This window comes from Marinococcus tarijensis, from assembly GCF_054971385.1.
The window spans coordinates 1-13,446 of the sequence record NZ_JBQOJA010000019.1 but is presented as its reverse complement, the minus strand read 5'-3'; the positions used below and the strand labels follow the sequence as shown (position 1 = coordinate 13,446).

The window sequence follows — 13,446 nt, the reverse complement described above, 5'->3', positions numbered from 1 at the left end:
GACAAGAATGCAAAGTATTGATCCGAATAAACTGGAGCTTGAAGAACGTGTTGTAACCATCAATCGTGTCGCAAAAGTTGTAAAAGGTGGACGTAACTTCCGCTTTGCAGCACTCGTAGTAGTTGGAGACCGCAACGGCCACGTCGGCTTTGGCCAGGGAAAAGCTATTGAAGTACCAGAAGCGATCCGTAAAGCGGTAGAAAACGCTAAGAAGGACCTTGTGCAGATTCCGATCGTAGGCACAACTATTCCACACGAAATCACTGGTCACTTCGGCGCAGGAAACGTTCTATTGAAGCCTGCATCTGAAGGTACTGGAGTAATCGCTGGAGGACCGGTACGTGCCATCTTAGAGCTTGGCGGCGTACAGGACATTCTGTCGAAATCTCTCGGTTCCAACAATCCTATTAACATGGTTCGCGCTACTATCAACGGATTAACTTCTTTGAAAACAGCTGAAGAAGTAGCTAAATTGCGTGGTAAGAGCGTCGAAGAATTGTTAGGATAAGGGGGGAAAGCAAATGGCCAAACAATTGGAAATCACCCTTACCCGCAGCATGATCGGGCGCCCGGAAGAACAACGTGTTACAGTTCGTACACTTGGTTTGCATAAAATCAACCGTACGGTAGTAAAAGAAGACAATCCTGCAATCCGCGGTATGGTGAACAAAGTAGCTCACCTGCTGACGGTAAAAGAACTGAACTAATAAATTTCATTCCTAAATGACAGGGAGGTGGCAGCATGAAACTCCACGAACTTCAGCCTGCAAAAGGCAAAAACAAACAGCGTAACCGTGTAGGCCGCGGGCCGGCTTCCGGCAACGGCAAAACTTCCGGCCGCGGACAAAAAGGGCAGAACGCCCGTTCCGGCGGTGGTGTACGTCCAGGTTTTGAAGGTGGGCAGAACCCTATCTTCAAGCGTTTGCCAAAGCGCGGCTTTACGAATATTAATCGTAAAGAGTACGCTATTGTTAATGTGGAAACGCTCAATAGCTTCGACAATGGTACAACAGTGACTCCAGAAGCGTTGCTTGAAAAAGGCGTAATCAGCAAGTATAAAGATGGCGTGAAAATTTTAGGCAACGGCAAGTTGGAGAAAGAGCTTCAGGTGCACGCGAACAAGTTCTCTGCTTCAGCAGTGCAAGCAATTGAGGCAGCAGGCGGAAAAACCGAGGTGGTCTAATGTTCCGCACGATTATCAACATGTTTCGTGTGAGTGACATTCGGAACAAGGTGTTGTTCACCTTAGCCATGTTGATTATATTTCGGATCGGAAGTTTTATTCCGGTGCCTGGAACAAACCGCCAGGTGCTAAATTTCTCTGATGAGGCAAGTGCATTTGGCTTTTTAAACACGTTTGGAGGCGGGGCGCTGTCGCAGTATTCCATATTTGCGATGGGCGTCATGCCATACATTACCGCTTCAATTGTGGTACAATTGCTTCGTATGGATGTTGTGCCTAAATTTTCGGAATGGGCAAAGCAGGGAGAAACAGGAAGACGGAAGCTTAATCAGTTTACCCGTTACTTTACTATTGTTCTTGCGTTTGTTCAGGGACTTGGAATGTCTGTTGGATTTAACAACTATTTTCCAGGGCTTATTCCGGACCCAAATGCTGCAAAGTATATATTTATTGCGTTGATAATGACAGCCGGCACGGCTTTTTTAATGTGGCTTGGTGAGCAAATCACTGCAAAAGGTGTGGGGAACGGTATCTCTATCCTGATCTTTGCCGGTATTGCGGCGGGTATTCCTAATGGAATCAACCAAATTTATGCGACGCAGATCGAGGATGCTGGCGGAGAGTTATATATAGGCATTATCACTATAGCGCTTCTGGCAGTAGCAGTTCTTGCTATTATTGTAGGCGTCATTTTTGTACAGCAGGCGCTGCGCAAAATTCCTATTCAATACGCAAAACGAACTGTTGGACGGAGCCCGGTTGGCGGCCAGTCGACACACCTTCCTTTAAAAGTAAACGCTGCAGGGGTTATCCCGGTAATTTTTGCTTTGGCTTTATTTATTTTTCCGCCAACAGCAGCAAGCTTTATTGGAGAAGAGAATGCGATTGCCAACTGGATTGTAAATAACTTTGATTATACGCAGCCTATAGGAATGGTCGTATATGCAGCTTTAATCATTGCGTTTACGTACTTTTATGCCTTTGTGCAGGTGAATCCCGAACAAATGACGGAGAACCTGAAAAAGCAGGGTGGCTACATTCCTGGCATACGCCCAGGTTTTGCCACTGAAAAGTACATCCGACGGACGCTCTACAGGCTTACATTCGTCGGAGCCCTGTTTTTAACCGTGGTTGCCATCATTCCAGTCTTTTTCATCACACAGATGGGTCTCCCACAGTCGATTCAAATTGGCGGTACAGGCCTTCTAATCGTTGTAGGGGTTGCTTTGGAAACGATGAAGCAAGTAGAAAGCCAGTTAGTTAAACGGAACTATCGCGGTTTCATTAAATAGAATTGGCCTCGAAGACGAAGCTCGCCTATGCCGCTTCCCTTCGGGTAAAATAGTCGTTGGAGGAGATAGCGTGAATCTGATATTGATGGGGCTGCCGGGTGCTGGAAAAGGCACGCAGGCTGCAACAATTAGTGAAGAATACAATATTCCCCACATTTCTACTGGGGATATGTTCCGCACAGCCATTAAAGAAGAGACCGAGCTTGGCAGACAGGCAAAGTCTTACATGGATGCTGGTGATTTAGTTCCAGACGAAGTCACAAACGGTATTGTTGAAGAACGTTTGCAGAAAGAAGACTGCCGAAACGGATTTTTGCTCGATGGTTTTCCTAGAACTCCGGCTCAGGCCGGTGCACTGGAAAAAATGCTGGCGGATATGGGCAGGCAGCTCGATTACGTACTGAACATCGATGTTCCAAAAGAAAAACTTGAAGAACGTCTTACCGGCCGTCGCGTTTCACCTTCTTCAGGCAGGACTTATCACGTGATTTACAATCCGCCGAAGCAGGAAGGTATTGATGATGTAGACGGAAGTGAACTCGTTCAGCGCGATGATGATAAACCGGAAACGGTTAAGCGCCGTTTGGAAGTAAACATTGAGCAGCAGCAGCCGCTGATTGATTTCTATGAAGAAAAAGGATATCTCCGTAACATCGATGGAGATCAGGATATAGATAAAGTATTTCATGACATTGAAGCACTCTTGAAAGACCTTCGTGCATGATTGTTTGTAAAACGGGTCGGGAACTCGTTATAATACGGGAAGTGCGATGTGGCAGAATCGTTTCATAAGTAACGTGAATCTCATCGATACGATCCGGGAACATGATGCAATACCATCATTTTAGGGGTACACTGAATTTGCCTAGAGCAAACACGTATACACCCTCTCCGATGGTTGGACAGCCTGGGCCTTTTATTACGGTTTCAGGTTGCTAAATCCTAACGAAGCCTAAGGAAAAGAGGATGCATGCATGAAAGATTCGGAGTCAAGGCGACCCGATCTGGGACAAATCGTTCGAGTGACCCGGGGGCGCGAAGCTGGTCAGTACGCGGTAGTAATTGATGTGCTGGATGATAAGTTTCTGATGCTGGCGGACGGGGAAAGACGAAAGTTCGATCGGGGAAAGAAGAAAAACACGTCCCACGTAGAATTGCTTTCGTATATTTCACCGGAAGTACAGTCGAGTTTAATAGAAACCGGCCGAGTGACTAACGCGAAAATCCGGCACGCTCTTTACACCTTTTTTGAACAAGAAGCCTTATTTGAAAAGGAGAATTAATTCATGGCTAAAGATGATGTTATTGAAATGGAAGGTACGGTGGTCGAGCCTCTTCCAAACGCTATGTTTCGTGTTGAGCTTGAAAATGGACACAAAATTTTAGCGCATGTTTCCGGTAAGATCCGTATGCACTTTATCCGGATTCTTCCTGGTGATAAAGTAACTGTAGAAATTTCACCGTACGATCTTTCCCGCGGACGTATTACGTACCGCTACAAATAGACCCGCAAGTTCATTCTTGAGCACTCTTACCAATGCATGGCATGCATGCAGTGAAGGAGGTAAATGGAAAATGAAAGTAAGAGCTTCCGTTAAAAAGATTTGTGACAATTGTAAAGTTATTCGCCGTAAAGGTTCGGTAATGGTAATCTGCTCGAACCCGAAGCATAAACAAAGACAAGGATAATAAAAAGGAGGTGCCCGCATGGCACGTGTTGCAGGAGTAGATATTCCGCGTGATAAGCGTATTGCTATTTCACTCACTTACGTATACGGCATCGGCAAATCGCTTGCAGTTCAGGTTCTGAACGAAGCTGATGTTGACCAGAACACCCGTGTGCGTGATTTAACAGAAGACGAGCTCGCCCGTATCCGTACGGCTATTGATAACAACCATACGGTAGAAGGGGATCTTCGCCGTGAAACGTCCCTCGACATCAAACGCTTGATGGAGATCGGAAGCTATCGTGGAATCCGTCATCGTCGTGGACTGCCGCTTCGCGGACAAAACACGAAGAACAATTCCCGTACCCGTAAAGGTCCGCGTCGTACCGTAGCAAACAAACGTAAATAATTTATTCATAAAGGAGGTTACCTATTATGGCAAAAGCAAAGTCGAACGCACCACGTAAACGCCGTCAGCGCAAGAATATAGAGTCAGGTGTGGCTCATATCCGCTCGACGTTTAACAACACGATTGTAAACATTACCGACGTGCAGGGGAACACACTCGCATGGGCAAGCGCTGGAGTGCTTGGTTTTAAAGGCTCCCGTAAATCCACTCCTTTCGCAGCTCAAATGACTGCAGAAACAGCAACCAAAGCTGCAATGGAACACGGATTGAAAAGCGTAGAAGTTACAGTGAAAGGTCCAGGAGCTGGACGTGAAGCTGCAATTCGTTCCCTTCAGGCAACCGGTGTAGAAGTTACGGTTATTCGTGATGTTACACCAGTACCTCATAACGGGTGCCGCCCGCCAAAACGTCCACGTGCATAACTGAAAGCGAACATGACCATTGCAAAGGAGACAGGCTGGAAGAGGTGCTTTTGCATTTCGCTTTCCTGTTTTCCTTACTTTCCGGCACCGGCTGCCGGATGTACGACGTTTGAAGGAGGGTACGCAAACAAATGATCGAAATTGAAAAGCCTAACATTGAAGCGGTCGAAGTGAGCGAAGATGCCAAGTTTGGCAAATTTGTTGTTGAACCATTGGAACGTGGTTATGGTACTACCCTGGGGAATTCCCTGCGTCGTATTCTTTTATCCTCGTTACCGGGAACAGCGGTTTCTACTGTTCAAATCGATGGGGTTCTTCACGAGTTTTCTACGATTGAAGGCGTACTTGAAGACGTAACGACCATTATTTTGAATTTGAAAAAGCTCGCTTTAAAGGTGTACTCTGATGATGAAAAAGTGCTTGAAGTGGATGTGCAGGGTGAAGGCACAATATCTGCACGCGATATCACGCACGACAGCGACGTGGAAATTCTGAATCCGGATCTTCACATCGCTACTTTATCGAAAAACGCCAACCTGCATATGCGCCTTACCGCTCATCGCGGACGCGGCTATGTCCCGGCTGATGGAAACAACAGCGACGACCTTCCAATCGGTGTCATTCCCATTGATTCTATTTATACGCCGGTCGAGCGTGTAAATTACCAGGTGGAAAATACCCGTGTCGGACAGATTACCAACTACGACAAGTTAACGTTGGATGTCTGGACAGACGGTAGCATCCGTCCTGAAGAGGCGGTATCCCTTGGTGCAAAAATCATGAATGAGCACTTGAATATCTTTATCGGCCTGACCGACCAGGCACAGAATGCGGAGATTATGGTGGAAAAAGAGGAAGACCAAAAAGAAAAAGTGCTTGAAATGACAATTGAAGAGCTTGATCTTTCGGTCCGTTCTTATAACTGCCTGAAACGCGCAGGCATCAATACTGTGCAGGAGCTGACGCAGAAGTCAGAAGAAGATATGATGAAAGTCCGCAACCTCGGACGCAAATCGTTGGAAGAAGTTCAGGAAAAGCTCGGTGAACTCGGCCTCGGCTTGCGCGAAGAGGACTAATCATAAATATTTGTTTGATCAAAGGAGGGAATTGTAATGCCATACTCAAAGCTTGGACGCGACACTTCGGCAAGAAAAGCGCTCTTTCGTGATTTGACTACCGACCTCATTATTAACGGCCGGATTGAAACAACTCACGCAAAAGCGAAGGAAGTACAGCCGATCGCAGAAAAAATTATTACTCTTGGAAAACGTGGAGATTTGCACGCCCGCCGTCAGGCAGCTGCATTTGTTCGCAAGGAAACAGCTAACGAAGAAGGCCAGGATGCTGTTCAGAAGCTGTTCTCTGAAATCGGTCCTCGTTACGAAGACCGCCAGGGCGGCTACACGCGCGTACTGAAACTCGGACCGCGCCGTGGGGACGCTGCTGAAATGGCTATCATCGAACTTGTATAAACGGGAAGTCCTCGTTTATACATTTCTTTCATTTGCAAATGAAGGTTACATGTAAAAGAGGCAGGACGATGTCTGTAAAGACTGCGTCTTGCTTTTTTTCTATGCAAAAATCGAACATTAAAGGGAGGGGAGAGGGCATGGCGATTATCGAACTCCAGGATCTTGAATACCAATATGCAGAGAGCAGCGGGAAGGTGTTGAAAGGATTAAATAAAAAAATCGATCAGGGGGAATGGCTTTCGATTATAGGAGCCAACGGTTCGGGAAAATCGACACTCTCCCGTCTCTTTAACGGCCTGGCCCAGCCAACCGGGGGGGCAGTGCTTGTGCTGGGTAAAAAAACAACGGACGAGGCGTCTTTGCAGATGATTCGTCGGGAAGTCGGCATGGTTTTCCAAAACCCGGAGCATCAGTTTGTGGCGCCGACAGTCCGGGATGACATTGCTTTTGGGATGGAAAACGCCGGAATTCCGCGCGAAGTGATGCTTGAACGTATTGATGAAGTCAGCCGCTGGGTCAATATCGGGCATATTTTACATATGGAGCCTCATCGCCTGTCCGGGGGCCAGAAGCAGCGGGCGGCCATAGCCGGAATTCTTGCTTTGCGTCCGCAGGTGATGGTGTTTGATGAATCCACTTCGATGCTTGATCCGAATGGCAGAAAAGAAATTTTGGAAACAATGAACCGACTGTGCCGGGAATCGGGGATCACTATCGTATCGATCACCCATTACCTCGAAGAAGCCTTCATGTCCGACCGTATCTGGTTTATGAAAGCAGGGCGAATTGAAAAAGATGTAACAACGGCCAGCATTCCGGACCAGCTGGAGTGGATGGAGGCAGAAGGGATGCCCCTGCCGTATAAATATCAGCTTTACCGGGAAGCAAAGAAGCGGAGAATCGAGATACGTACGCTCCGTACCATGGTTGAAGGAGAGTAGCTGCATGGATGTGAACTTTCAAAACGTAAGCCATGTATATATGAAAAAAACGCCGTTTGAAACATTGGCACTCAAAAACATAAATGCCTGCTTCCGCTCTTCTTCCGTGACAGCTGTCATAGGGCGTACCGGCTCCGGGAAATCGACACTTGTACAGCACATCAACGGACTGCTGAAGCCTTCCGCCGGCGTGGTAACTGTAGGAGATCACCGGCTGGAGGCCAGGACAAAACGAAAAATGGTCAAAACGGTTCGGAGTCACGTGGGGATGGTGTTTCAGTATCCCGAGCACCAGCTGTTTGAGGAAACTGTCGAAAAAGATTTATTATTCGGACCGAAAAACAAAGGAATGGAGGTAGCAGAGATACAAAAGAAGCTTCCCGAATTGCTGCAGCAGGTCGGGCTCAGTGAAACACTGCTGGAGCGCTCGCCGTTCGAGCTGAGCGGGGGGCAGATGCGTCGGGTAGCAATAGCCGGTGTGCTTGCCACCAACCCGGATATTCTTATCCTGGACGAACCGACCGCGGGGCTCGACCCCCAGGGGCAAAAAGAAATTCTGGAGCTTTTTATGAACTGGCAGCGTGCGTATCAGCCGACGACGATTATGATTACGCATCAAATGGAAGAGGCGGCTGCATTTGCGGAATACATGTATGTGATGGACGATGCAGAGATCAGAATGCAGGGAGAGCCCGAAGCGATTTATGCCCAGCGGGAAAAGCTGCGGGAAATGGATTTGGATATCCCCGAACAGGTACAGGTGCTTCAGCAGATTGAACGGGACAGCGGCATCCGATTCCCGCATTATAAGCTTTCTCCGGCAGAAGCTGCCGACTACTGGGAGCAGGCGGTTCAGAACGGGGAGGTGCCGCATGTTTGAAAATGTCATAATCGGACAGTACCTGCCGGGGCGCTCCTTTCTTCATCATATGGACCCCCGGGCAAAGATTGCCGCCGTATTATTTTTGATCATCGTCATTTTTCTTGTGAACAGCTGGAACGGATACGCGCTTTTCGGAGCGGCGGCGATAGCCGTTTATTTTCTTTCCGGAGTCCCATTTCGGTATATCCGTAAAGGCATGTTTCCGGTATTTATTTTAGTGATATTAACATTTTTTCTGCATGCTTTTTTTACAAGAGAGGGCGATATTCTTTTTTCGGTTGGTGTATTTTCGTTTTATGAAGAAGGAATCCGCCAGGGGCTGTTTATTTCGCTTCGCTTGCTCCTGCTCGTATACTTTACATCGCTCTTAACGCTGACAACGAGTCCGATTGACCTTACAGACGCATTGGAGCAAATGTTTTCCCCGCTCGAGCGCTTTAAGTTTCCTGCCTACGACGTGGCGATGATGATGTCGATTGCGATCCGGTTCATTCCAACGCTGCTGCAGGAAACGGAAAAAATTATTAAAGCCCAGACGGCCCGTGGCGCTGATTTTAACAAAGGCTCTATGCGGGACAGGATGCAGGCGTTCGTCTCCCTCCTGGTGCCGTTATTTGTACGTGCCTTCCGCCGGGCGGAGGATCTGGCCTATGCGATGGAAGCCCGTGGCTATAACGGAGGAGAAGGCCGGACAAAGCTTCGTCTGCTCGTGTGGGGCTGGAGAGATACTTTATGCTGTTTTCTGATTGCGGTGTTTGGAGTTATTTTATTATTTTTACGCCAGTAAACGAAAGGGGGAGAGTCTAATGCCGAGAGTGAAAGCAACAGTAGCATATGATGGTACGTTTTTTGAAGGCTGGCAGGTGCAGCCGGGACGCCGGACTGTCCAGAGAGAAATCGAGGAGGCGCTTCAAAAAATGCATAAAGGTGTTCATGTGCCGGTTCACGCTTCGGGGAGGACAGATTCGGGCGTGCATGCAAAAGGCCAGGTCTTTCATTTTGATTCTCCGCTGCAGCTGCCGGAGCACAAATGGGGAAAGGCCCTCGAGTCCTTTCTGCCAAAAGATATCCACGTCTGGCATTCCGCATATGCCGCCGGGGATTTTCACGCACGTTTTGACGCGGTGGAAAAAGAATACCGGTATTGTGTGCTGCTGCGTAAGGAACGGGATGTGTTCCGCCGGAACCATGCCTTTTATTACCCATATCCTACGGACGTTGAAGCTGTACAGAAAGCAGTCCGCTACATCGAAGGGGAGCACGACTTTTCCTCCTTTTGCGCCGCCAATACCGATGTAAAGGAAAAAACCCGCACGGTATATAAAGCGGATGCTGCGTTCGATGGGGAAGAGCTGTGGTTTACGTTTCGTGGATCAGGCTTTTTGTATAATATGATTCGTATTGCTGTAGGAACGCTTCTGGAAATAGGGAAGGGAAACCGCTCCCCTGAAGAAATGAAGTCCATTATTGAAGCAAAAGAGCGGGCAGCTGCAGGCAATACCGCTCCCGGCCACGGGCTGTATCTTTGGAAAGTGAATTACTGACAGAAAAAGCCTTGCTTTAACAGCCTATAAGGTCAGCTGAGAGCGTACCTGGATTCGAAGAAAATTGATTATAAAAAAACAACGTTTCCTGGTGTTTTAACATTGACATTTGGCCCCTATTATTATACGATGTTATTTGGCATTTCACGTCCCACTGCCCCGGGATACGGAATGATGAGCGTAAATATGACAAATGATCGATGATATAATCGGCAGAGAATTGATTTAGGAGGGAAACAACTATGCGTACGACATACATGGCTAAGCCAGGCGACGTAAAACGCAAATGGTACGTAGTAGACGCACAAGGCCAGACACTCGGACGTCTTGCCAGTGAAGTCGCTGCAATCCTTCGCGGTAAAACAAAGCCACAATATACCCCGCACATCGACGTTGGGGATAACGTGATTATTGTTAATGCAGAAAAAATCCACTTGACCGGGAAAAAGCTTTCTCAAAAGTATTATCACCGTCACAGCGGTTATCCGGGTGGACTGAGATCTACACGCGCAGACGACATGCGCCGTGAGAAACCAGAAAAAATGCTCGAAATTGCTATTAAAGGCATGCTTCCAAAAAATACTCTTGGTCGCGAACAAGGCAAGAAGTTATTCGTATACGAAGGCCCAGAGCATAAGCACCACGCACAACAACCAGAAGAACTGCAGCTGCGCGGTTAAAATAAAAGGAGGGACTACATTTGGCACAAGTACAATATTACGGTACTGGACGCCGGAAAAACTCATCGGCTAGAGTTTTTCTTGAGCCAGGCGATGGAAAAATCACTGTAAACGACCGTGAACTCGACGAGTATTTCAACCTTGAAACCTTGAAGCTTGTTGTAAAACAGCCACTCGCTGCTACAGGCACGGAAGGTTCTTATGACATTAAAGTAACTGTAAGAGGCGGCGGTTTCACCGGCCAGGCTGGTGCTATTCGTCACGGAGTAGCGCGTGCTCTCTTGAAAGTAGACCCGGATTTCCGTCCTACACTGAAATCTGAAGGCTACCTGACTCGTGACGCACGTATGAAAGAACGTAAAAAATACGGTCTCAAATCAGCACGTCGTGCGCCACAGTTCTCGAAGCGTTAATTCATCTCTTCACCCGAAAACTCCTTCTGCATTCAGCAGAGGGAGTTTTCTTTTTATCTGTTTTGCTTGTATATAGAGAAAAACAGCAGGTTTTAGTTGTAAACGTTTGAAATATGCTTCTTAAAAACGGTATGCTAGATATGGAATGTTTCCAATAGTGACAGCTATAGTTTAGAGAAGGAAGGTGTGCAATGTGATTACAGAAGAACAGGTGCGCGAAGCACTTCAGTCCATAGAAGATCCTGATCTGGGCAAGCCGATTGTTGAAACCGGCGGCATCCGCAGTATCAGTGTCAAAGATGACAGCAAGGTGCGTTTAAAAATAGCATTGGCAAAGACTGGTACTCCCGAACAGATGCAGATGCAGCAGCAGGTAGTGGATACGATCAAAGAGGCCGGGGCTGACTCAGTAGGACTCCGCTTCGAGACTCTTGAACCCGAAGAAGTAGAAAAAGCCGGAGGGTTAAAAGGGGAAGAAGGGCCGAAAATTTTATCCGAGGATAACAAAACTCAGTTTATTACCATTGCAAGCGGTAAAGGCGGAGTAGGTAAATCCACGGTTACAGTAAATACAGCTGTGGCGCTGGCCCGTGCTGGAAAAAAAGTAGGTATTATCGACGCAGACATTTACGGCTTCAGCGTACCGGACATGATGGGCATTGAAGAACGGCCGAAGGTACAGGATGAACGAATCTATCCGGTAGAGCGTTTCGGCGTTAAAGTCATTTCGATGGGATTCTTTGTGGAGGATAACGCTCCGGTAGTATGGAGAGGCCCGATGCTCGGAAAAATGCTGAACAACTTCTTTAACGAAGTGGAGTGGGGCGACCTTGATTACCTGCTGCTGGATCTTCCGCCAGGCACAGGGGATGTGGCACTCGATGTTCACACTACCCTGCCTGAAAGTCAGGAAATCATTGTTACTACGCCGCACCCGACGGCAGCATTCGTAGCAGCCCGTGCCGGAGCAATGGCGATCAAAACCAACCACCGTGTATTGGGAATCATTGAAAACATGGCTTATTATGAAAGCCGAAGCGGTGAGAAGGAATATGTCTTTGGCGAGGGCGGGGCAGACCGTCTGTCTGATGAGTTAAAGGTTGGAATTCTCAGCCGCATTCCATTGGGACAGCCACTTGAAGACGACAGCGTATTTGCTCCGTCTGTTTATCAGCCGGAACATCCAATCGGTGAGCTTTATGATGAATTGGCGTCCACTATTATGAATAAAGTGCCTGTTGAATAGCAGTCAATAAACAGAAGCCGCCCGCAGATATCTGCAGGCGGCTTCTTTCTATTTATTATATTGAATGAGCTCTTCCATCGGCTGTTGGAGAGAGGGAACGGTATAAATATATTTAGAAGGAGAATCAGTTAAGGGGCCTATGTGAATACCTTCAATCCCGAGAAGAACGCCTGGCATCACATCATTCATTAAGTTATCCCCGATGACCATCGTTTCCTGGGGGTTCACCCGGTACTCCTCCAATAATTGTTCGTAATGAGCTTTCGTTTCTGCCGGTTTGTTGGCGGAAGTAATTCTGGTGTAGGGAGGAAGCAGATCGTGAAGGTTTAATTGCTGTAAAATGGACTCTGCATCTTCTTCGTCGCTGTTGGTGACTAACACCATCTGCTTTCCATTAGATTGAAGCCATTGCAGGCCGGACCGAAGCGAAGGGGTCTGGGAAAGCTGGAAGGCTTCAGACGACATATATGTTTTTGTTTCCACATAAGCGGCGTAGGCTTCTTCTTTCGAAACTCCAAAATGTCTGGCAGTGGCATGCGGCGTCCACCACCCGTCCCCGATAGCTATTTTTTTGTTAAAGTCAAAAGAAAGGTTTTTATACTCTTCCGCCCAAACAGAAGGTTTTATTTCTCTCCCGCTCCAATTGACGACTCTTACTGGTTGGGTGGTGACCGGGTCGAGATAGAGAATCCGGTCGTTTTCTGCATCATATGCTGTACCTATCTGCAGATCACGTTCACCGTTTTGAACAGCTTCGTACTCGGAGAAAAACGCAGGCCGGTCTTTGTTTTCAATAAAAGCAGCCAGCCGTTCAGCATAATAATCAAAGTGCTCAGTATCCTCATATAGAGTGCCATCCAGATCAAAAATCAATAATTCTTTATCATTCCAATGGATATCGGCCAACGTTCAATTCTCTCCTTTCTTCCATTACATACCACTAGAATAGCATAAAATCAGCAGCAGTTAGTAATCAGAATGCAAAGGAAAGGCCTATAAAAGGTCTTATGGAAGCAATAGCTAATTATACGTTAATTTATTTCTGCATTTTTTAAAAGAAATTATAAAAAATTGTTGACCACTTAGAGCCACGGTGATATATTTGTACATGCGCTTCCGAGAGAAGCGAAAAAACAGCAAACGGAAATAATAAATTTCTTAAAAAGTTGTTGATTTTCACTTACCTACTTGGTATGATATTAATTGTCGCTTTGAGCGGCAGATCGTTCTTTGAAAAGGAAAGACAAGCCAGAGCCCCAAAGAAAAGAAACACATTTAGGGCATCACTGATGCC

At 47.1% G+C, this 13,446-nt stretch carries 20 protein-coding genes; 19 read left to right on the top strand and 1 reads right to left on the bottom strand.

What is annotated here, in order from left to right; genetic code table 11:
• The first annotated feature begins 7 nt into the window (after positions 1-7).
• The 19 genes from rpsE (at position 8) to ACTTK7_RS11300 (ending at position 12,152) form a co-directional block, all read left to right on the top strand.
• Positions 8-508 carry a 30S ribosomal protein S5 gene (gene rpsE / locus ACTTK7_RS11390; protein WP_022794484.1) on the top strand — a complete coding sequence of 167 codons (501 nt, stop codon included), beginning with the start codon at positions 8-10 and terminating at the stop codon, positions 506-508.
• Between the two features lie 13 nt (positions 509-521).
• Complete coding sequence (rpmD, locus tag ACTTK7_RS11385; protein WP_022794485.1) at positions 522-707, top strand: 50S ribosomal protein L30; 186 nt, start codon at positions 522-524, stop codon at positions 705-707.
• A gap of 35 nt (positions 708-742) precedes the next feature.
• A complete protein-coding gene (rplO, locus tag ACTTK7_RS11380; RefSeq protein WP_022794486.1) occupies positions 743-1,183 on the top strand; it encodes a 50S ribosomal protein L15 in 441 nt (146 codons plus the stop codon).
• Positions 1,183-2,475 carry a preprotein translocase subunit SecY gene (gene secY / locus ACTTK7_RS11375; RefSeq protein WP_322527237.1) on the top strand — a complete coding sequence of 431 codons (1,293 nt, stop codon included), beginning with the start codon at positions 1,183-1,185 and terminating at the stop codon, positions 2,473-2,475. Before rplO ends, secY begins: the two co-directional genes overlap by 1 nt.
• Positions 2,476-2,545: 70 nt before the next feature.
• Positions 2,546-3,199, top strand: a complete 654-nt coding sequence (locus ACTTK7_RS11370) for an adenylate kinase (RefSeq protein ID WP_022794488.1) — start codon at positions 2,546-2,548, stop codon at positions 3,197-3,199.
• A gap of 250 nt (positions 3,200-3,449) precedes the next feature.
• A complete protein-coding gene (locus ACTTK7_RS11365; RefSeq protein ID WP_022794489.1) occupies positions 3,450-3,758 on the top strand; it encodes a KOW domain-containing RNA-binding protein in 309 nt (102 codons plus the stop codon).
• Positions 3,759-3,761: 3 nt separating this feature from the next.
• Entirely contained in the window at positions 3,762-3,980 is a 219-nt protein-coding gene (gene infA / locus ACTTK7_RS11360; protein ID WP_022794490.1) for a translation initiation factor IF-1, read from the top strand.
• Between the two features lie 70 nt (positions 3,981-4,050).
• A complete protein-coding gene (rpmJ, locus tag ACTTK7_RS11355) occupies positions 4,051-4,164 on the top strand; it encodes a 50S ribosomal protein L36 (protein WP_084687350.1) in 114 nt (37 codons plus the stop codon).
• Positions 4,165-4,182: 18 nt separating this feature from the next.
• Positions 4,183-4,551: a 30S ribosomal protein S13 gene (gene rpsM, locus ACTTK7_RS11350; protein WP_022794491.1), complete on the top strand. Its 369-nt coding sequence runs from the start codon at positions 4,183-4,185 to the stop codon at positions 4,549-4,551.
• A gap of 26 nt (positions 4,552-4,577) precedes the next feature.
• On the top strand, positions 4,578-4,973 hold the full coding sequence (gene rpsK, locus ACTTK7_RS11345; RefSeq protein ID WP_022794492.1) for a 30S ribosomal protein S11: 396 nt from the start codon (positions 4,578-4,580) through the stop codon (positions 4,971-4,973).
• A gap of 131 nt (positions 4,974-5,104) precedes the next feature.
• Positions 5,105-6,049 (top strand): DNA-directed RNA polymerase subunit alpha, encoded by a 945-nt coding sequence (locus ACTTK7_RS11340; RefSeq protein WP_462868224.1) that lies wholly within the window; start codon positions 5,105-5,107, stop codon positions 6,047-6,049.
• Between the two features lie 36 nt (positions 6,050-6,085).
• The gene (gene rplQ, locus ACTTK7_RS11335) at positions 6,086-6,445 is read left to right on the top strand and encodes a 50S ribosomal protein L17 (RefSeq protein WP_022794495.1); all 360 of its coding nucleotides are present in this window, start codon (positions 6,086-6,088) and stop codon (positions 6,443-6,445) included.
• Between the two features lie 137 nt (positions 6,446-6,582).
• Positions 6,583-7,386 carry an energy-coupling factor transporter ATPase gene (locus tag ACTTK7_RS11330; RefSeq protein ID WP_462868223.1) on the top strand — a complete coding sequence of 268 codons (804 nt, stop codon included), beginning with the start codon at positions 6,583-6,585 and terminating at the stop codon, positions 7,384-7,386.
• A 4-nt stretch (positions 7,387-7,390) separates the two neighbouring features.
• Positions 7,391-8,266: an energy-coupling factor transporter ATPase gene (locus ACTTK7_RS11325; RefSeq protein ID WP_462868222.1), complete on the top strand. Its 876-nt coding sequence runs from the start codon at positions 7,391-7,393 to the stop codon at positions 8,264-8,266.
• On the top strand, positions 8,259-9,056 hold the full coding sequence (locus ACTTK7_RS11320; RefSeq protein WP_462868221.1) for an energy-coupling factor transporter transmembrane component T family protein: 798 nt from the start codon (positions 8,259-8,261) through the stop codon (positions 9,054-9,056). Before ACTTK7_RS11325 ends, ACTTK7_RS11320 begins: the two co-directional genes overlap by 8 nt.
• Before the next feature lie 19 nt (positions 9,057-9,075).
• Positions 9,076-9,813 (top strand): tRNA pseudouridine(38-40) synthase TruA, encoded by a 738-nt coding sequence (truA, locus tag ACTTK7_RS11315; protein ID WP_462868220.1) that lies wholly within the window; start codon positions 9,076-9,078, stop codon positions 9,811-9,813.
• Between the two features lie 242 nt (positions 9,814-10,055).
• Positions 10,056-10,493 (top strand): 50S ribosomal protein L13, encoded by a 438-nt coding sequence (gene rplM / locus ACTTK7_RS11310; protein WP_322527231.1) that lies wholly within the window; start codon positions 10,056-10,058, stop codon positions 10,491-10,493.
• A gap of 20 nt (positions 10,494-10,513) precedes the next feature.
• Positions 10,514-10,906: a 30S ribosomal protein S9 gene (rpsI, locus tag ACTTK7_RS11305; protein ID WP_091616686.1), complete on the top strand. Its 393-nt coding sequence runs from the start codon at positions 10,514-10,516 to the stop codon at positions 10,904-10,906.
• A 193-nt stretch (positions 10,907-11,099) separates the two neighbouring features.
• Complete coding sequence (locus ACTTK7_RS11300) at positions 11,100-12,152, top strand: P-loop NTPase (protein WP_462868219.1); 1,053 nt, start codon at positions 11,100-11,102, stop codon at positions 12,150-12,152.
• Positions 12,153-12,200: 48 nt separating this feature from the next.
• Here ACTTK7_RS11300 and ACTTK7_RS11295 read toward each other — a convergent pair whose 3' ends face one another.
• Positions 12,201-13,058 (bottom strand): HAD family hydrolase, encoded by an 858-nt coding sequence (locus ACTTK7_RS11295; RefSeq protein WP_462868218.1) that lies wholly within the window; start codon positions 13,056-13,058, stop codon positions 12,201-12,203.
• Positions 13,059-13,446: the final 388 nt, after the last annotated feature.

Bases quoted from the DNA above. Each gene is read 5' to 3' on its own strand.
- rpsE (WP_022794484.1), top strand. From the start codon at position 8: ATGCAAAGTATTGATCCGAATAAACTGGAGCTTGAAGAACGTGTTGTA.
- rpmD (WP_022794485.1), top strand. From the start codon at position 522: ATGGCCAAACAATTGGAAATCACCCTTACCCGCAGCATGATCGGGCGC.
- rplO (WP_022794486.1), top strand. From the start codon at position 743: ATGAAACTCCACGAACTTCAGCCTGCAAAAGGCAAAAACAAACAGCGT.
- secY (WP_322527237.1), top strand. From the start codon at position 1,183: ATGTTCCGCACGATTATCAACATGTTTCGTGTGAGTGACATTCGGAAC.
- ACTTK7_RS11365 (WP_022794489.1), top strand. From the start codon at position 3,450: ATGAAAGATTCGGAGTCAAGGCGACCCGATCTGGGACAAATCGTTCGA.
- infA (WP_022794490.1), top strand. From the start codon at position 3,762: ATGGCTAAAGATGATGTTATTGAAATGGAAGGTACGGTGGTCGAGCCT.
- rpmJ (WP_084687350.1), top strand. From the start codon at position 4,051: ATGAAAGTAAGAGCTTCCGTTAAAAAGATTTGTGACAATTGTAAAGTT.
- rpsM (WP_022794491.1), top strand. From the start codon at position 4,183: ATGGCACGTGTTGCAGGAGTAGATATTCCGCGTGATAAGCGTATTGCT.
- rpsK (WP_022794492.1), top strand. From the start codon at position 4,578: ATGGCAAAAGCAAAGTCGAACGCACCACGTAAACGCCGTCAGCGCAAG.
- ACTTK7_RS11340 (WP_462868224.1), top strand. From the start codon at position 5,105: ATGATCGAAATTGAAAAGCCTAACATTGAAGCGGTCGAAGTGAGCGAA.
- rplQ (WP_022794495.1), top strand. From the start codon at position 6,086: ATGCCATACTCAAAGCTTGGACGCGACACTTCGGCAAGAAAAGCGCTC.
- ACTTK7_RS11330 (WP_462868223.1), top strand. From the start codon at position 6,583: ATGGCGATTATCGAACTCCAGGATCTTGAATACCAATATGCAGAGAGC.
- ACTTK7_RS11325 (WP_462868222.1), top strand. From the start codon at position 7,391: ATGGATGTGAACTTTCAAAACGTAAGCCATGTATATATGAAAAAAACG.
- ACTTK7_RS11320 (WP_462868221.1), top strand. From the start codon at position 8,259: ATGTTTGAAAATGTCATAATCGGACAGTACCTGCCGGGGCGCTCCTTT.
- truA (WP_462868220.1), top strand. From the start codon at position 9,076: ATGCCGAGAGTGAAAGCAACAGTAGCATATGATGGTACGTTTTTTGAA.
- rplM (WP_322527231.1), top strand. From the start codon at position 10,056: ATGCGTACGACATACATGGCTAAGCCAGGCGACGTAAAACGCAAATGG.